This is a genomic window from Streptomyces sp. SYSU D01066-1 (genome assembly GCF_054956795.1).
This window is the reverse complement of record NZ_JBUDHV010000003.1, coordinates 33751-50803: the sequence shown is the minus strand read 5'-3', so window position 1 is coordinate 50803 and position 17053 is coordinate 33751. Positions and strand designations below refer to the sequence as shown.

General features: G+C 73.0%; 14 protein-coding genes. 6 read left to right on the top strand and 8 right to left on the bottom strand.

Annotated features, from left to right (window positions below; genetic code table 11):
- Window positions 1–200: 200 nt before the first annotated feature.
- A complete protein-coding gene (locus tag ACY1JF_RS03885) occupies window positions 201–1052 on the bottom strand; it encodes a slipin family protein (RefSeq protein ID WP_462703802.1) in 852 nt (283 codons plus the stop codon).
- Window positions 1053–1212: 160 nt separating this feature from the next.
- Entirely contained in the window at window positions 1213–2118 is a 906-nt protein-coding gene (locus tag ACY1JF_RS03880) for a S1 family peptidase (RefSeq protein ID WP_462703530.1), read from the bottom strand.
- A 1284-nt stretch (window positions 2119–3402) separates the two neighbouring features.
- Here ACY1JF_RS03880 and ACY1JF_RS03875 point away from each other — a divergent pair.
- Complete coding sequence (locus ACY1JF_RS03875; protein WP_462703529.1) at window positions 3403–3840, top strand: cell division protein SepF; 438 nt, start codon at window positions 3403–3405, stop codon at window positions 3838–3840.
- A 46-nt stretch (window positions 3841–3886) separates the two neighbouring features.
- Here ACY1JF_RS03875 and ACY1JF_RS03870 read toward each other — a convergent pair whose 3' ends face one another.
- Together ACY1JF_RS03870 and ACY1JF_RS03865 are read right to left on the bottom strand one after the other, a co-directional pair.
- Complete coding sequence (locus ACY1JF_RS03870; RefSeq protein ID WP_462703528.1) at window positions 3887–5059, bottom strand: acyl-CoA dehydrogenase family protein; 1173 nt, start codon at window positions 5057–5059, stop codon at window positions 3887–3889.
- Between the two features lie 209 nt (window positions 5060–5268).
- Entirely contained in the window at window positions 5269–6885 is a 1617-nt protein-coding gene (locus tag ACY1JF_RS03865) for an MFS transporter (RefSeq protein WP_462703527.1), read from the bottom strand.
- 261 nt (window positions 6886–7146) lie between these two features.
- On the opposite strand from ACY1JF_RS03865, the gene ACY1JF_RS03860 reads away from it, so the two are divergent.
- The gene (locus tag ACY1JF_RS03860) at window positions 7147–8337 is read left to right on the top strand and encodes a hypothetical protein (protein ID WP_462703801.1); all 1191 of its coding nucleotides are present in this window, start codon (window positions 7147–7149) and stop codon (window positions 8335–8337) included.
- A gap of 241 nt (window positions 8338–8578) precedes the next feature.
- On the top strand, window positions 8579–9583 hold the full coding sequence (locus tag ACY1JF_RS03855; RefSeq protein ID WP_462703526.1) for a phosphatase PAP2 family protein: 1005 nt from the start codon (window positions 8579–8581) through the stop codon (window positions 9581–9583).
- Between the two features lie 75 nt (window positions 9584–9658).
- Here ACY1JF_RS03855 and ACY1JF_RS03850 read toward each other — a convergent pair whose 3' ends face one another.
- Window positions 9659–9874, bottom strand: coding sequence for an I78 family peptidase inhibitor (locus ACY1JF_RS03850; protein WP_462703525.1), 216 nt, complete (start codon window positions 9872–9874; stop codon window positions 9659–9661).
- A 679-nt stretch (window positions 9875–10553) separates the two neighbouring features.
- On the opposite strand from ACY1JF_RS03850, the gene ctaD reads away from it, so the two are divergent.
- The 3 genes from ctaD to ACY1JF_RS03835 all read left to right on the top strand — a co-directional run bounded on the left by ctaD (window position 10554) and on the right by ACY1JF_RS03835 (window position 13769).
- Window positions 10554–12230 carry an aa3-type cytochrome oxidase subunit I gene (gene ctaD / locus ACY1JF_RS03845; protein WP_462703524.1) on the top strand — a complete coding sequence of 559 codons (1677 nt, stop codon included), beginning with the start codon at window positions 10554–10556 and terminating at the stop codon, window positions 12228–12230.
- Between the two features lie 335 nt (window positions 12231–12565).
- Window positions 12566–13357: a hypothetical protein gene (locus ACY1JF_RS03840; RefSeq protein WP_462703523.1), complete on the top strand. Its 792-nt coding sequence runs from the start codon at window positions 12566–12568 to the stop codon at window positions 13355–13357.
- Between the two features lie 148 nt (window positions 13358–13505).
- Window positions 13506–13769 carry a hypothetical protein gene (locus ACY1JF_RS03835; RefSeq protein WP_462703522.1) on the top strand — a complete coding sequence of 88 codons (264 nt, stop codon included), beginning with the start codon at window positions 13506–13508 and terminating at the stop codon, window positions 13767–13769.
- Between the two features lie 65 nt (window positions 13770–13834).
- Here the strand turns inward: ACY1JF_RS03835 and der are convergent, their stop codons facing one another.
- From der to cmk, 3 genes are all read right to left on the bottom strand, one after another.
- Window positions 13835–15310 (bottom strand): ribosome biogenesis GTPase Der, encoded by a 1476-nt coding sequence (gene der, locus ACY1JF_RS03830; RefSeq protein WP_462703521.1) that lies wholly within the window; start codon window positions 15308–15310, stop codon window positions 13835–13837.
- A gap of 261 nt (window positions 15311–15571) precedes the next feature.
- Complete coding sequence (locus ACY1JF_RS03825) at window positions 15572–16159, bottom strand: lysophospholipid acyltransferase family protein (protein ID WP_462703800.1); 588 nt, start codon at window positions 16157–16159, stop codon at window positions 15572–15574.
- 53 nt (window positions 16160–16212) lie between these two features.
- Complete coding sequence (cmk, locus tag ACY1JF_RS03820; RefSeq protein ID WP_462703520.1) at window positions 16213–16908, bottom strand: (d)CMP kinase; 696 nt, start codon at window positions 16906–16908, stop codon at window positions 16213–16215.
- Window positions 16909–17053: the final 145 nt, after the last annotated feature.

Genomic DNA, 17053 nt, shown 5'->3' with positions numbered 1-17053 from the left:
GGCGAGGGCCTCACCCTCGCCGAGCAGGGCGGGGACGCCCTTGCCGGCCGCGGCGGCCGACAGGGTCCCGGGGACGGCGGACGCCGGAGTCCCACCGGCCTCCACGCTCCCGAGCGCGGCCCCCGCTCCTCGCTCCCGCCCCGGTGCGGACTCGCGGAGCGGACGCTCCGGGCGAGGAACCCGTCAGCGGAGAGTGAGGTCTAGTCCTGTCGGGATTCCCCCTCTTGCGCTCCGCCGCCCTGGTGTGCGTCTACGCGCGGTGGCCCGCTCCGCGCGGCCTCCGGCGGGACCGCCTGCTGCGCCCGTTCCAGGAACCGCAGCAGTTCCACCGGGAAGGGCAGGACGAGCGTGGAGTTCTTCTCGGCGGCGACCGCCACCACCGTCTGCAGCAGTCGCAGTTGCAGCGCGGCCGGCGTCTCGGACATCTCCTTGGCCGCCTCGGACAGCTTCTTCGACGCCTGGAGCTCGGCGTCGGCGTTGATGACCCGGGCCCGCCGCTCCCGGTCGGCCTCGGCCTGCCGGGCCATCGAGCGCTTCATGGTCTCGGGCAGGGAGACGTCCTTGATCTCGACGCGGTCGATCTGCACGCCCCACCCGATGGCCGGGCTGTCGATCATCAGCTCCAGGCCCTGGTTGAGCTTCTCCCGGTTGGACAGCAGGTCGTCCAGGTCGCTCTTGCCGATGATGGAGCGCAGCGAGGTCTGTGCCATCTGCGAGACCGCGAAGCGGTAGTCCTCCACCTGCACCAGGGCGTTCGCCGCGTCCACGACCTTGAAGTAGACGACCGCGTCGACCCGCACGGTCACGTTGTCCCGGGTGATGCCCTCCTGGGCGGGGACCGGCATCGTCACGATCTGGAGGCTGACCTTGTGCAGCCGGTCCACGAACGGGACGACCAGGGTGAAGCCGGGGCCGCGCACCTGCGGCCGGAGCCGGCCGAGCCGGAAGACCACACCCCGTTCGTACTGCTTGACGATCCGCGCCGCGGCCATCGCGTACACCGCCGCCGCGGACGCGACCGCCGCTCCCGCCGCCATCAGCTCCTCGACCATCACGGCCCCCAGGGTCCGAAGTGGGCGCATCGAGTGCTCTTTGTGCGCTCTTCGACGGTAACGCCGGTTCCGTACGAAAGGGAGCCCCCGCACGGCAACTGCCGTGCGGGGGCTCGTGATGCGGCCGGCCGCGCCCGCCGGGGCGGGATCGGTGTGAGGATCAGTAGACGCTGACGCCGTAGGCGCTCAGGGCCTCCGTGACGGGCTGGAAGAAGGTCGTGCCGCCGGAGGTGCAGTCGCCGCTGCCGCCCGAGGTCAGACCGTACGCGACGCCGTTGCTGCCGTAGAGCGAACCGCCGGAGTCGCCGGGCTCGGCGCAGACCGTGGTCTGGATCAGCCCGTAGACGATGTCGCCGCTGCCGTAGTTCACGGTGGCGTTGAGGGCGGTGACACGGCCGCTGTGGGTACCGGTGGTGGAACCGTCACGGATGACGGTGGTGCCCACGCTCGGGGTCCCGGCGCTGGTGATGTCCACGCCGTTGGCGGTGCCGGGGCGGGAGACGGACCCGGTGTACTGGACGATGCCGTAGTCGTTGGTCGGGAAGCTGGAACCCACGGTGGTACCGATGGCGCTGGTACGCGCGGAGTTGGAGTACCAGGTGCCCGCGCCGTCGGTGCAGTGCCCGGCGGTCAGGAAGTACTGGGTGCCGCTGCTGCTCTGCACGTTGAAGCCGAGGGAGCAGCGCCAGCTGTCCGCGTAGATGGCGTCGCCGCCCTGGATCAGCTTGTTGAACGTGCCGTTGGTGCGCTTGATCGTGAGCGCGCCGGCCTTGTCACCGGCCTGCTCCTTGATCTTCGCGATCTCGGCCTGGGACACCGTCTCGTCGATGGTGACCAGGACCTTGCCGCTCTTGCTGTCGACGGCCCAGGCGGTGCCGGGGATGTCGGCCTTCAGCACCGAGTCGCTGGCGCTCTTGAGCTCGGCGGAGCTGAAGGTGGCGGGGGTGTCGGCCGCGGTCGCGCTGGGGACCGCGATCGCGGCGGCGGCCACGAGACCGGTGGAGACGGCGATCAGCCGGGTGCGTCTCGTGATACCGCTGCGGGGGGTGGTGCGCTTGATCCTCACTTTTCGTTCCTCCACGGGGGAAGTAGGGGGCCCGTTCGTGGGGTCGCAGGGCCCGTGAGGCGCAGCCAGGGGACCCCGGATGTCCGGATTCCGGAAACGGCGTGCTCCTGACAAGCGCTGAGTGGGAGTATTCGGCCGAACGAACGGTCGGCGCAAGGGTGCCTTTCGGCCGTCACCACTAGTACGACCGGTGCGGCCACCTCACTCAGCGCACCCGGCGCGGCCACCCCTCCCCCGGCTCGGCGCCGACGCCGAGCGGGCTGCCCGACGGCGGGAAGGGCGGAAAGGACAGAAGGGCGGGAGGGGACGGACGGGGGACGGGGGGACGGAGCGGACGGGGCCGATCGGCGAAGGCGCACGGCGGCGGCTGCGCGCGGTTGGGGCCCGCCGCCGTCCGCCCGCCGATGTCCGCCCGCCGCCGCCCGCCATCCGCCCGCCGGCGCCCGCCCGCCGATGTCCGCCCGCCGCCGGGTGCAGGAACCGGGAGTGGCGACCGCCATGAGCACGGGTGGCGTCCGCGGACACCGCCCGCGGCCGGCCGTCCGCCCCCACGGCCTCCTGGAGCGCCGGCCCCGCCCGGTCGGGGCGAAGGCCGCCTCCCCACCGGGCCCGAGGCCGTGCCCCCGCCCGTCGGCGCCGGACCCCCGCACGCCGCGGCCTTCGCCGGCGCGGGGGACGAGGCGCCCCGGGGCGCCGGGAAGCCGCCCGCCGGGGCGATCGGCCGGCCCGGAAGTCCCCCGGGCCGACCGGACACCGGGGGAGGCGCCGGTCAGCGCGCACGGGCCGGAGCCGTACGCGACGGCCGGCGGGGCCCCTCCGGTCCGCATCCCCGTCAACATCGATATGGGCGGTCCGTCCCACTTGGGCGTGATCCGCACGGACTCTCCGTATTCCCCGTGCGCAGCGGGGCACGATCCGCACGAGCGCGCCGCCCGCCGGCCGGCGGACCCCTCCCCGAACCCGCGCCGGAAGGAGGTTCGGTGATGCCCGGGCACACCACTCGGCGGCCCCTCGCGCGACGCTGAGCTGCGGTGTCGGACCGACCGCCGGGTTCACCCGTACGCCCCGCTCCTCACCCGTCCGCCGGGAAGAATCATATTTCACTCATAGTCAGGGGCCGTTTGGGAAACGGCCCTTGGGACACATGGACTCTCGACGGATCCGCTGTGCACCAGTACCGTCACAAACCCCCCGCGCGGCGTCTATCCACTTGGCGCGACGTCCGCATCATGGACGACGATAGGGATGCGGAAAGAACGGAAGACCGCTTGAGAGGAGGCGTCCATGGGATCGGTACGCAAGGCGAGTGCGTGGCTCGGCCTCGTCGACGACAACGAAGACGAGCGCTACTACGACGACGACTACTCCGAGGGCAACGAACCCGCGGACGCCTGGGTCACGGACCCCCGGGTCAAGGTGGCCTCGGACACGGCCGAGGAGAGGGGCCGCCGCATCGGCACGGTCACCCCGGACAGCTTCCGGGACGCCCGCGCCATCGGCGAGCTGTTCCGGGACGGGGTCCCGGTCATCGTGAACCTCACGGCCATGGAGGCCGGCGACGCCAAGCGCGTGGTCGACTTCGCGGCCGGGCTGATCTTCGGTCTGCGCGGCTCGATCGAGCGGGTGTCCAGCCGGGTGTTCCTGCTGAGCCCGTCCGACACCCAGGTCATCAACGGCGAACCGGCCGCGCACCGCACGGACGGTTTCTTCAACCAGAGCTGAGGCAGGGCCGCCCCCGTCGGCCCTGCACCCGCGCTCCACCCGGCACTTACCGGAACGCGTCGAGTCCGGTGAGCGCCTTGCCCAGCACGAGCTGGTGCATCTCGACGGTGCCCTCGTAGGTGAGCACCGACTCCAGGTTCGTCGCGTGCCGCATCACGGGGTACTCCAGGGAGATCCCGTTGGCGCCGAGCACCGTCCGCGCCGTACGGCAGATCTCGATCGCCTCCCGTACGTTGTTCAGCTTGCCGAAGCTGACCTGCTCGGGACGGAGCCGTCCCGCGTCCAGGCGCCGCCCGAGGTGATGGGCGAGCAGAATCCCCTTGTGCAGCTCGACCGCCATGTCGGCGAGCTTGGCCTGGGTGAGCTGGAAGCCGCCGATGGGCCGCCCGAACTGCTCCCGCGTCCTCGCGTACTCCACCGCCGTCTCGAAGCAGGTGCGCGCCGCCCCCATGGCACCCCACACGATCCCGTACCGGGCGTGCGTGAGGCAGCTGAGCGGCCCGCGCAGCCCCGTGACCTCCGGCAGCACCGCGTCGGCGGGCAGCCGTACGTCGTCGAGGACGAGTTCGCTGGTGACCGAGGCCCGCAGGGACCACTTGTGCTTGATCTCCGGCGCGGAGAAACCGGGCGTGCCGGCGGGGACGAGGAACCCGCGGATGCCGTCGCCGGTCCGCGCCCACACCACGGCCACACCCGCCACCGACCCGTTGGTGATCCACGTCTTGCGGCCGTTCAGCACCCAGTCGGTGCCGTCGCGCCCGGCGTGCGTGCGCATCGCGGCGGGGTCGGAGCCGTGGTCGGGCTCGGTGAGCCCGAAGCAGCCGATGACCTCGCCGGCGGCCATCCCGGGCAGCCAGGTCCGCTTCTGCTCCTCACTGCCGAAGCGGTGGATCGCGTACATGGCGAGGGAGCCCTGGACGGAGACCAGGGAGCGGATACCGGAGTCCGCGGCCTCCAGCTCCAGACAGGCGAGGCCGTACTGCACGGCGCCGGCTCCCGCGCAGCCGTACCCGGTGAGCGACATCCCGAGCGCCCCGATGCCGCCGAGTTCGCGGGCCAGTTCCCGGATGCCGGGCAGCTCGCCGCGCTCGTACCAGTCGGCGACGTACGGCAGGACGCGGTCGGCGGCCCAGGACCGCACGGTGTCCCGGACCGCGAGGTCCTCCGGGGAGAGCAGGTCGTCGACGCCGAGGGGGTCGGCGGGGTCGAACGCGGGCATGGTCTTCCCTCCAGGACACTCGACCAGCACCGCTGGTCACGGCTCCCGGCCGACGTTACGGTGCGCCACGACACGCGTCCAGGGCCTCCCGCCGGAAGCCCCCCGCCGGGCCGCGGCCGCCGGCGGCGACGGCGACCGGGCCCCACGGGGCGGCGTCCACCCGTCGACCGGCGGTGAACGGGTGGTGCGCGGCCGGGAGGGCGGCACGCTCACACCGGGACACGGGTCTGCGCGGCCTCCCTGGGCGAAGGCACCCCCGCCTCCCCCTCCCCCTCGCACCGCGTCCCCCGGGGCAACCGCAACGCCATCCCGGCCCCCGCCGACAACAACCCCGCGCTCACCACCAACGTCACGTGCAGCCCGTGCACGAACGCCCCCTCCGCCGCCGACCGCAACGCCGCCCCGCCCGGTCCCCCGAGCCGCGCCGCGACCTCGTACGCCTCCCCCAGCGAATGCCCCGCCGCCGCCGACGCCGCCGCCGGCACCCCCTCGACGTCCGCCAGTCCGGGCGCGTACGCCGCGTTCATCACCGTACCGAGCAGCGCGATCCCGATCCCGGCGCCCAGCTGGTAGGAGGTCTCGCCGATCGCCGCCGCCCCGCCCGCCTGTTCCGCCGGCGCCACGCTCAGCATCGACTCGTACGCCCCGAACAGCGTCGTCTCCAGGCCGAACCCGAGCAGCACGAACCCGCCGAGCATCAGCGCCCACGCGTCGGTCCGGCCCAGCGCCGTCAGCAGCAGCACCGCCCCGGCCGTCAGGCAGAACCCGGAGCACACCATCCGGCGCGGCCCCAGCCGCCGCAGCATCCGCGCCCCCGCCAGCCCGGCCGCCATCGCCGCCAGGGTCAGCGGCAGCAGCCGCAGCCCCGTCTGCAGCGGCGACAGTCCGAGCACCAGCTGCAGGTACTGCGCCGCGATCAGTTCGAGCCCGACCAGCGCGAGCATCGCCAGCACGATGCACCCCACCGACGTGCTGAACGCCGGCTGCCGGAACATCCGCAGGTCCACCAGCGGATGGGCCCGCCCCCGCTGCCGTCGCGCGAACAGCACGAGCAGCGCGGCCCCCGCCACCAGCGGCACCACCGTGAAGGCGCTCGCCGCCGGCTCCCCGCCGCCGAGCCGCTTGACGCCCAGCACCACCCCGAACAGCCCGGCCGCCGCCAGCAGCGCGCCGACCGCGTCCCAGGGCCCCTGTCCCACGCCCTGGGACGCGGGCTTGGACTCGGGCAGCAGCAGCCGCCCCACCGGCAGGCTGACCAGCATCAGCGGAATGTTGACCAGGAAGACCGAGCCCCACCAGAAGTGCTCCAGCAGGAAACCGCCGAGCAGCGGCCCGACCGCCGCGCCCACGGCCGCCACCGCGCTCCACACGCCGATGGCGAGGGCCCGCTCCCGCCGGTCGGGGAAGACCTCCCGCAGCAGCGACAGCGTCGCGGGCATGATCATCGCACCGCCGGCACCGAGCAGCGCGCGGGCCGCGATCAGCACCTGGGCGCTGTCGGCGCAGGCCGCGAGCGCCGAGGCGACGCCGAAGAGCGCGTACCCCAGCAGCAGGACGCGCCTGCGGCCCACCCGGTCGCCCAGCGTGCCGAACAGGATCAGCAGCGAGGCGCAGACCAGGGGGTAGACGTCGACGATCCAGAGCAGTTCGATCGCGCCGGGCCTGAGGTCCTCGGTGACGGCGGGCACCGCCACGTGCAGCACGGTGGCGTCCAGCGCCACGAGCAGCAGGCTGACGCAGAGGACGACCAGGACCACCCAGCGGTTGGCACCGGCCCCGGCCGCCCGGCGGCGCGGCGACGCGACGGCCGCGGTCGTCCCGGACATGTACGTACCTCCCAGACGTTCCCTCGCGTGCGGCGGGCCCGCGGGGCGGGGAACTCCCGCGACTCGGCCGGAGCGGAGCGGTGGCCCCCGGCCCGCGCGACGACGGCGAGTGGCTCGTCAGAGTACGCGAGTCCACGCGCGCCTCACGTGGCACACCTCTCACCGGCCCCGGTCACGGGTGTGGCGTGCGCCACTGTCCGGTCGGCCCGACCGGCCGGCGGCTCACGCACCACGCCGATAATCGAGCCCGTGACCGTGACCGTGACCGATCCCGAGGCGCGCGCGGCGCCGGGCCGTCCGGGCGCCCTGCGCCGGGCCGCCCCGGCGCTCCTGGGCCACGCGGCCGTACGCGCCCTGGGCCTGATCGTCCTGGCCCTGTGGAGCGCCGCGCGCGACAAGAGCGCGTACACGCTGCTGACCGCCCGCTGGGACTCCCTGTGGTACTCCAGGATCGCCGCGGGCGGCTACGGCCACCAGGTGCGGCTGCCGAACGGTGACGTCCACTCCGACCTGGCCTTCTTTCCGCTGCTGCCCTGGCTGGAGCGGTTCGGCGCGGCGGTGTCGCCGCTGTCGCACGCGGACGCCGGTTTCGTGGTGAGCCTGCTCGCCTCCCTCGCGGCGGCCTGGGGGATCTTCGCCGTCGGTGACCAGGTGTACGGCCGCCGCGCCGGGATCCTCCTGGTGCTGCTGTGGGCGGTGCTGCCGGTCGGGATCGTGCAGTCGATGGCGTACAGCGAGTCGCTGTTCACGGCGCTGGCCGCCTGGTCGCTGTACGCGCTGCTCACCGGCCGGTGGACGACGGCGGGGGCGCTGGCGCTGGCGGCCGGGCTGACGCGTCCGGTGGGGCTCGCGGTCGCGGCGGCGGTGTGGGCGGCCGGCGCCGCCGCGTTCGTGCGAACCCGTGGCCCGGCTGCCGCGCACGGCGCGCTCGCGTCCGCGCGCGCCCCCGGCGAGGGCGCGCGGTGCGTGTTCGGGTTACTGATCGCGCCCCTGGGCGCCGCCGGATACGTCCTGTGGGTCGGCCACCGCACCGGCGACGGCCCGTTCGGTTACCTGGACGTCCAGGCGGGCTGGCGCAACGGCTTCGACGGCGGCTGGGCCTTCGCCCGCTTCACCGCCGGGAAGTTCACGTCGTTCCCGTCGGCCCTGGCCGGCGCGGGGCTGGTCCTCGGCGTCGCCCTGGTGGTGTGGCTGTACGTCGCCGGCGTACGGCGGCGCCTGCCGCTGCCGCTGCTGGTGTACACGGGGGCCGTCACCGCGCTGGCCCTGTGCGCCTCGGGCTACTTCGGCTCGAAGCCGCGGCTGCTGCTGCCCGCCTTCCCGCTGCTGCTGCCGCTGGCCGCGGCCCTCGCCCGGGCGCGCGCCTCCAGGGCGGCGGCGGTGGTGGCGGGGGCCGCCGTGGCGTCGGCGCTGTACGGGGCGTTCTGGCTGAACGGCTCCGGTCCGCCGTGACCGGCCGCGACCACCCCCGGTGAGCACCGGGAGAATTCCACACCAGCATCCGGTGAACTAATTCATAAGCACGATAAAACCGCCGCCTGGAATGATCAAAAGAAATGAAGGCCGCGATCGGCATGGTCCGCCGAATCCAGGGAATTAGGACCGGTTCCTGAGAGGAATCCCACATCACATCGTCATCACAAAGCCGTTGATTCGTCGGAGATGCGAGCTCACTCGCTGTAACGTCGATTGGGTGCGTACCGAACGGAACCTCACCCGTCTGGACCGGGTGTTCGCGAGGCTGGACCGGGAGCCGGAACGGCCGGCCCATCTCGACGTGCCGAAGATGAGCCGGCACAGAATCGCGTTGCTCGTCGGATCCCTGGCGTTCTACGTCGCGATCGTGTGGGCCGTGGTGATCACCTCCTGGCTGGTCCGGCTCGACTGGCGGGTCATGTTCTTCCGGCCGTACCAGCAGTGGTCGGAGATCCACGCGTTCGTCGACTACTACGTGGTGCTGGGCCAGCGCGGCCCCACCGCCGTGATGGTGGCCGCCTGGCTCGGCTGGCGCTCCTGGCGGCAGCACACGCTGCGTCCGCTGCTCGCGCTCGGCGTCTCGCTGCTGCTGCTGAACGTGACCGTGGGCGCCGCCAAGTACGGCATGGGCCGCCTCGGCCCGCACTACGCGGTCACGGTCGGGGCCAACGAGATGTGGTCCGGCGGCGATATATTTCCGAGCGGTCACACCGCCAACGCCGTGGTGACCTGGGGCATCCTGGCCTATCTGGCCTCCACGCCCCGGGCCCGCCGCTGGCTGTCCGCCCTGTCCGCGGTCACCTCGCTGGGCGTCGGGATGTCCACCGTGTACCTCGGTACGCACTGGCTGAGCGATGTCGTCCTCGGCTGGGTCGCGGGACTGCTGATCCTGCTGGCGCTGCCCTGGTTCGAACCGCCGATCGCCCGTGCCGAGGCCTGGCTCCTGGGTCTGCGCGACCGCTGGGCGGCCCGGCCCGGGCGGGCGGCCCCCTCGGCCGGTCCCGTGGCGCCCGCCCCGGTCGCCGCCGGCCAGGACGCCCCGGCCCGCGAGCCGGTCGCCACGACCCGTTCCGCCCGGGCGCCGGTCTACCTGGCCCCGGGCCCGCACAGCACCCGCGCGGAGCGCTCACCGGTCACCCCGGCCGGCAGCCGCCGCCCGCCGCACTCCGACCGCCATCCGCGGGGCACGGCCTCGCCCGCCCGCCCCGTCTCGGGCGGCTGACCGACCCGGTACGCACACGCCGGCCCCGGTCCCCCCGCGGGGGGAGCGGGGCCGGCGCCGTTCCCCGGCGCTTCCTCAGCCCTTCCAGGCCCGCGCGACGCGGCCGTCGCGCACCTCGAAGTTGAGCCGGCCCGCGCGGTACTCCATGGTGATGACCGCGCCGGGCGGCAGGGACCGCACGGACGTCCATCCCCGTTCCCGCGCCCGCTCCTCGGCCGCGTCCTGGCCGAGGCCGAGGTATGCGTCCGGACTGTCCTGGGGTTCGCCCGAAGGTGACGGAATCGGTGCCATGAGGCCACGCTATGCCCTGACTCCCGGCTGCGGAAGCCCGGATCGGTAACCGGTCCGCGGCCCGCCTCCCGTCACACTTCTGTCACAGATCGCGGGAAGCTTTTTGGCCGAACTCCGTCACCCGGACGAGCGGTTCCATACGACCGCATCAGGCATGTACCGGGAATTCCCACGAGTCCGCGTACGCGCCGCCCCGGCCCTTCGAATAACCGCGCGAAAAGGGCCGGACAAAATCCCCCGGCAGCCCCGGGGCGCCCTCCCGCATTCCGGCCGTGGACGGCCTTCTCGGCATGCCCGTGAATCTCCGGGCGGCCCTGGCCGGACACGGACCGCCACGACCGGGCGGGGACAGACAGGGCCCGGCACGGGCAGGGACGGGCGGGGACAGGGACGGGCGGGGACAGGGACGGGCACGGGCCGCCACGGCCGGGCAGGAACAGGCAGGCCCCGGCACAGACACGGGCAGGTACGGGCACGGGCAGGAAACAGGGGCAGGGGCAGGGACAGGCAGGACCCGGCAGGGGCAGGGGCGCGAGCCCGGGCGCGGGGCACATCACCGTCGTACGCCCCCTGTCGCCCGGCCCGCGGCGCGAGCATCATGGCGTGGGCGCGCGGGAGGGACCGGCGGGGCCGGGAGGCGACGACGACGGAGGGCGGGCGAGTGAGGGGAACGGAGACCGTGGGGGCCACGGCGGAGCCGGTGCGGGCCGGGCGGCGGGGCCGGGTGGTGGTGGACTGGCTGACCACCACCGACCACAAGAAGATCGGCCACCTCTATCTGATCACGTCGTTCGTCTTCTTCCTGATCGCCGGCGTCATGGCCCTGATGATGCGGGCCGAGCTGGCCCGGCCGGGGCTCCAGCTCGTCGACAACCAGCAGTTCAACCAGCTCTTCACGATGCACGGCACGATCATGCTGCTGCTGTTCGCGACCCCGAGCTTCGCGGGCTTCGCCAACGAGCTGATGCCGCTCCAGATCGGCGCCCCCGACGTCGCCTTCCCCCGGCTGAACATGCTCTCGTACTGGCTCTTCCTCTTCGGCGGCCTGATCGTGCTCGGCTCGCTGCTGGTGAGCGGCGGGCCGGCCGCCTTCGGCTGGTTCGCCTACGCGCCGCTCAACAGCCAGGCGCACTCCCCCGGCATCGGCGCCGACCTGTGGATCATGGGGCTGGCGCTGTCGGGGTTCGGGACGATCCTCGGCGCGGTCAACTTCCTCACCACCATCATCGGGATGCGCGCCCCGGGCATGACGATGTTCCGGATGCCGATCTTCGTCTGGAACACCCTGTTCACGTCGATCCTGATCCTGCTGGCGTTCCCGGTGCTGGCCGCGGCCCTGCTGGTGCTGGAGGCGGACCGGCGGTTCGGCAGCCAGGTGTTCGCCGCGGACAACGGCGGCGCGCTGCTGTGGCAGCACCTGTTCTGGTTCTTCGGGCACCCCGAGGTGTACATCATCGCGCTGCCGTTCTTCGGGATCATCAGCGAGATCATCCCGGTCTTCGCCCGCAAGCCGCTGTTCGGCTATCTGACGCTGGTGGCCGCGACGATGGCGATCACCGGTCTGTCGGTGGTGGTGTGGGCGCACCACATGTTCGTCACGGGCGCGGCGCTGCTGCCGTTCTTCTCCTTCCTCAGCTTCCTGATCGCGGTGCCGACGGGCGTGAAGTTCTTCAACTGGACCGGCACCATGCTCAAGGGCTCGCTCTCCTTCGAGACACCGATGCTGTGGGCGACGGGTTTCCTGGTGTCGTTCCTGTTCGGCGGGTTGACCGGCGTGATCCTGGCCTCGCCGCCGCTGGACTTCCACGTCAGCGACACCTACTTCGTCGTCGCCCACTTCCACTACGTCGTCTTCGGCACCGTCGTCTTCGCGACCTTCGCGGGCTTCTCCTTCTGGTGGCCCAAGTTCACCGGGAGGATGCTCGACGAGCGGCTCGGCAAGATCCACTTCTGGACGCTGTTCACCGGCTTCCACCTCACCTTCCTGGTGCAGCACTGGCTGGGCGCCGAGGGCATGCCCCGCCGGTACGCCGACTACCTCGCCGCCGACGGCTTCACCGCGCTGAACACGCTCTCCACCATCGGCGCCTTCCTGCTCGGCGTCTCCACACTGCCGTTCCTCTACAACGTCTGGAAGACCGCCAAGTACGGCCGGAAGGTCGACGTCGACGACCCCTGGGGCTTCGGCCGCTCCCTGGAGTGGGCGACCTCCTGCCCGCCGCCCCGGCACAACTTCACCGCGCTGCCCCGCATCCGCTCGGAGTCGCCGGCCTTCGACCTGCACCATCCGGCGTACGCGGGACAGGCTCCGCAGCCCGAGCCGAAGCGGCACCAGGCCGGCTCTCAGCAGCCCTGACCCCGCCCGCACGGCCGTTCGACACCACCTCGGGCGCCGACGATTTCCGGCACCCGTTTCATTCCCCGATTTCCTGATTTGTCGACCAGTCGCCGAGGCGGCGTACGACCCGCCTCACCACGTCAACTCACCGACTACGCACGGAAGTTGACGGAAAACGCGGGTTCCGGCCGACGACCGGCGGCGCGCTCCGGCCGGTTCGATTCCGTGCGCCACCGGGCGTGACTCCCGCGACGGGTAGCCCGTTGTCTTCTTCATGAGCCGGGGACCCACCCGGACCACGGGCCGGGGGAACCCCCGGCTTTGCCACGCACCGCATCCCGAGGGAGCCACCCGTGCCGCGCATGCTCGACGTCAGCGACGAGGTACGCGCCGAGATCGGCGACGAAGAAGCCGAGCGCCTGCTCGCCGGAGAGACCGCCCCGGGCAGTTACGACTGCACGTCCTGCCGCACCCCGGGCGACTGCGAGCAGGAGCGCACCAGCACCGTCCTGTTCATCGGCGAGGAGACCGCCGTCCTGGCCTTCGCCCACGCCGGCTGCCTGCCCTCGCAGGTCGTCAAGGTGACCGAGGAGCAGCTCCAGGGAGCCGTGAAGTCCATCAGCGGCGGCGGCCCGCTCGGCGGCGCCGGGGAACCCGAGAAGGCCGTGCCCGAGCAGGCCGTGCTGGGTGTGACCAGCGGACTGGTCCTGATCGCCGGGGAACTGCACCCGGCCCTGGTCGTGGAGCCGACCGCGCCCGTCGTCCGGCCCGGCACGACCGGTTCCGGCGACGAGTTCCTGCCGCTGCTGATCGAGCAGGGGTTCATGCCGGTCACCGAGCTGTCCGCGGTCCCGCCCGTGCTGCACGGCTGGTCCGTGCTGCTCGCCGTGGGCCAGCTGCACGCGGTGCTCCAGCCGGGGACGGACGACGGGCGGCCGGTGGCCTGGTGGCAGGCGCACCAGCCGCTCCAGGTGACCGACGGCTGGCGCACCGCCGCCAACAAGCACCAGCAGGTCCTGATGTTCGCCGCACCGGTCGGCTCGGTCGGGCATCAGCCGCGCGAGGACCTGCTGCGGGACGCGCTGGACAAGGCGGCGGCGGGCGGGCGGCTGGTCGCGGCGGCGCTGCCGCTGGCCGGCACCTGAGCGCGCCCCCGAGGCCCCGCGCCGGCGGCCCCCGCCGCTCTCACGTCCTTGCGCCCCCGCCCCCGCGTGCCCGGCCGTCACGGCCCCGTGCCCCCGAAGACGCACTGCTCAGCCGCATCCCTTCGGCCGCGGGGTCGTTTGCACGAATGTGTACACATACGACGCCTTCCACCGCCGAGGCGGCCCCTCGGCCACGCCGATCTACGACGCGCTCTACGCCGAGTACGTCAGGTCCTTCCGCGCACTGCCGGGCGACCGCAGCGGCGAGGAGCATCTGGGGTTCGTCTCCTTCCGGTACATCCAGCGGGGCAGGGGCTCGTACAGCGCCTACGGCGCCGGGACCCACAGCGCCCGGTTCGGTGTGCGCCACGTCCCGGCCGCCTTGCCGCCGGCCCCGCGCCGGGGCGTCTGACAGCGGGCCGGGTGAAGGGGGCGGACCCGGTGGCCGGGTCCGCCCCCTTCACCCGGCCGTCGCGGTCACTTCTTCGCGCCGCGCTTCTCGCGCACCCGCACCGAGATGTGGATCGGCGTCCCCTCGAAGCCGAACTCCTCGCGCAGCCGGCGCTCGATGAACCTGCGGTAACCCGCCTCGATGAACCCGGACGCGAACAGCACGAACCGCGGCGGCCTGGTGCCCGCCTGGGTGCCGAACAGGATCCGCGGCTGCTTGCCGCCCCGCACCGGGTGCGGGTGGGCGGCGACCAGCTCGCCCAGGAAGGCGTTGAGCCGGCCGGTCGGCACCCGGGTCTCCCAGCCCGCCAGGGCCGTCTCGATCGCGGGGACCAGCTTCTCCATGTGCCGTCCGGTGCGCGCCGAGACGTTGACCCGCGGGGCCCAGGCGACCTGGCCCAGCTCGGTCTCGATCTCCCGCTCCAGGTAGTAGCGGCGCTCCTCGTCGAGGGTGTCCCACTTGTTGAAGGCGAGGACGACCGCGCGGCCCGCCTCCACGGCCATGGTGACGATCCGCTGGTCCTGCACCGAGATGTTCTCGGACGCGTCCAGCAGGATCACGGCGACCTCCGCCTTCTCCACGGCGGCGGCGGTGCGCAGCGAGGCGTAGTAGTCGGCGCCCTGCTGGAGGTGGACCCGCTTGCGGATACCGGCGGTGTCGACGAACTTCCAGGTCACGCCGCCCAGTTCGATCAGCTCGTCGACCGGGTCGCGGGTGGTGCCGGCCAGCTCGTTGACGACGACGCGCTCCTCGCCCGCCACCTTGTTCAGCAGCGAGGACTTGCCCACGTTCGGGCGGCCGATCAGGGCGATGCGGCGCGGGCCGCCGACCGCCGTGCCGAAGGTCTGCTCCGGGGCCTCGGGCAGCGCCTCCAGGACCTTGTCCAGCATGTCGCCGGTACCCCGGCCGTGCAGCGCGGAGACCGGGTACGGCTCGCCGAGGCCCAGCGACCACAGGTACGACGCGTCGGCCTCGCCGCTCGGGCCGTCGACCTTGTTGGCGCACAGCACGACCGGCTTGCCGGCCTTGCGCAGCAGCCGTACGACCGCCTCGTCGGTGTCGGTGGCGCCGACCTTGGCGTCCACCACGAAGACGACCGCGTCGGCCGCCTCGATGGCGTACTCGGCCTGGGCCGCGACGGAGGCGTCGATGCCGAGGACATCCTGCTCCCAGCCGCCGGTGTCGACGACCTTGAAGCGGCGGCCGGCCCACTCGGCCTCGTAGGTGACGCGGTCGCGGGTCACGCCCGGCTTGTCCTCGACGACCGCCTCGCGGCGGCCGATGATCCGGTTGACCAGGGTCGACTTGCCGACATTGGGGCGGCCGACGACGGCGAGGACGGGCAGCGGGCCGTGCCCTGCCGCCTCGATCGCGCCCTCGACGTCCTCGACGTCGAAGCCCTCTTCCGCGGCGAGCTCCATGAACTGCGCGTACTCGGCGTCGCCGAGCGCCCCGTGGTCGTGCTCCCCGCCCGAGCCCTCGGAGTGGATGTCGTCGTTCATGAAGTCCGTACCTCGTTCATCGTGGTGATCGGTGGCCACCCTGTCTGTCCCGGGTGATCCACTACTCAAGTGCTGCCTGGGGCCTGCTGTCTGGATCATGTCGCAGGCGCGGGTCCGGCACGCGCGTTTGCGGCGTCGCCGTCGGTTGCCGGTGCTTCGCGTCGGCACCCTCCTCCGCCTCGCCGCCGTACGCGCCGGACCCCGCTCACCAGTATCGGCCAGACGCCGTGGTTTTCCGCGACCTGGTCCAGACGGCAGACCCTAGCGCCCGGTGAGGCGCCTGGCGTGCTCCAGGTGCGCGGTGAGCTGTTTCTGGATGCGCTCGGTGGCCTCGTCCAGCGCCTTGCGGGTGCGCCGCCCGCTGCCGTCGCCCGCCTCGAAGGGGTCGCCGAAGACGACGTCGATCCGCGAACGCAGCGGGGGCAGCGCCTTTATCAACCGTCCGGGCCGGTCGGAACTTCCCAGCACGGCCACCGGCACGATCGGCGCCCCGCCGCGGACCGCGAAGTAGGCGAGTCCGGCGCGCAGCGCGGCGAAGTCGCCCTCGCCCCGGGTGCCCTCCGGGAAGATCCCGAGGACCCCGCCGGCCGCCAGCACGTCCAGTGCCCGGGTGATCGCCGTACGGTCGGTGGTGGCGCGGTCCACCTCCAGCTGGCCGATGCCGGTCAGGAAGGGGTCCAGCGGGCCGACGAACGCCTCCTTCTTGATCAGGAAGTGCGTCGGTCGCGGGGCCACGCCCATGACCATCGGGCCGTCTATGTTGTGCGAGTGGTTGACGGCGAAGATCAACGGGCCGGCGGCGGGCACCTTCCAGGCGCCGAGCACCCGCGGCCGGAAGAGCCCGTACATCAGGCCGACGCCGATGCGCCGCCCGACCTCGGCGCCCCGCTCGGAGGGCTGTGTCACTTGGCCGCCCGCTTCTCCTCGACGAGGGTGACGACACACTCGACGACCTGCTGGAGGGTGAGGTCGGTGGTGTCGACCTCCACGGCGTCGTCGGCCTTGGCCAGCGGGGAGGTCTTCCGGCTGGAGTCGGCCGCGTCCCGCTTGACCAGCGCCTCCTGGGTCGCCTTGAGGTCGGCGTTCTTCAGCTCGCCGCTGCGGCGGGCGGCGCGGGCCTCGGCGGAGGCGGTGAGGAAGATCTTGAGGTCGGCGTCGGGCAGCACGGTGGTGCCGATGTCCCGGCCCTCGACCACGATGCCGGTCACCGCGGCGGCGGCGATCGCCCGCTGCAGCTCGGTGATCCGGGTCCGGATCTCCGGGACCGCGCTGACCGCGCTGACCCTGGAGGTGACCTCCTGGGTGCGGATCGGGCCGGCCACGTCCACGCCGTCGACCGTGATGGTGGGGTGCTCCGGGTCGGTGCCGGAGAGGATCTCGGGCTTCTCGGCCGCCGCCGCGACGGCCCGCGGGTCGTCGGTGTCGATGCCGTTGGTCACCATCCACCAGGTGATCGCCCGGTACTGGGCACCGGTGTCCAGATAGCTGAGGCCGAGCTGCGCGGCGACGGCCTTCGACGTGCTCGACTTGCCCGTGCCGGAGGGGCCGTCGATGGCGACAATCACTGCCGGGGCGGTCGGGGCGGCGCCGTTTTCCACGAGGGGACACCTTCCTGGTGCGGTGGGGCGGGGCTGACGGGGGGTCGCGGGGGGACGCGCGCGCCCCCGCCCCACGGTGCTGGCGCGCCCCCGCGCCGCCGCGCCGCCCCCCCGCCGCGCACCGCCGGCGCGCCCCCCCCCGCCC

Excerpts from the sequence above, each read along its gene's own strand:
- ACY1JF_RS03875 (WP_462703529.1), top strand. The coding sequence starts at position 3,403 with ATGGGATCGGTACGCAAGGCGAGTGCGTGGCTCGGCCTCGTCGACGAC.
- ACY1JF_RS03865 (WP_462703527.1), bottom strand. The coding sequence starts at position 6,885 with ATGTCCGGGACGACCGCGGCCGTCGCGTCGCCGCGCCGCCGGGCGGCC.
- ACY1JF_RS03870 (WP_462703528.1), bottom strand. The coding sequence starts at position 5,059 with ATGCCCGCGTTCGACCCCGCCGACCCCCTCGGCGTCGACGACCTGCTC.
- ACY1JF_RS03885 (WP_462703802.1), bottom strand. The coding sequence starts at position 1,052 with ATGGTCGAGGAGCTGATGGCGGCGGGAGCGGCGGTCGCGTCCGCGGCG.
- der (WP_462703521.1), bottom strand. The coding sequence starts at position 15,310 with ATGAACGACGACATCCACTCCGAGGGCTCGGGCGGGGAGCACGACCAC.
- ACY1JF_RS03850 (WP_462703525.1), bottom strand. The coding sequence starts at position 9,874 with ATGGCACCGATTCCGTCACCTTCGGGCGAACCCCAGGACAGTCCGGAC.
- ACY1JF_RS03825 (WP_462703800.1), bottom strand. The coding sequence starts at position 16,159 with ATGTACGGGCTCTTCCGGCCGCGGGTGCTCGGCGCCTGGAAGGTGCCC.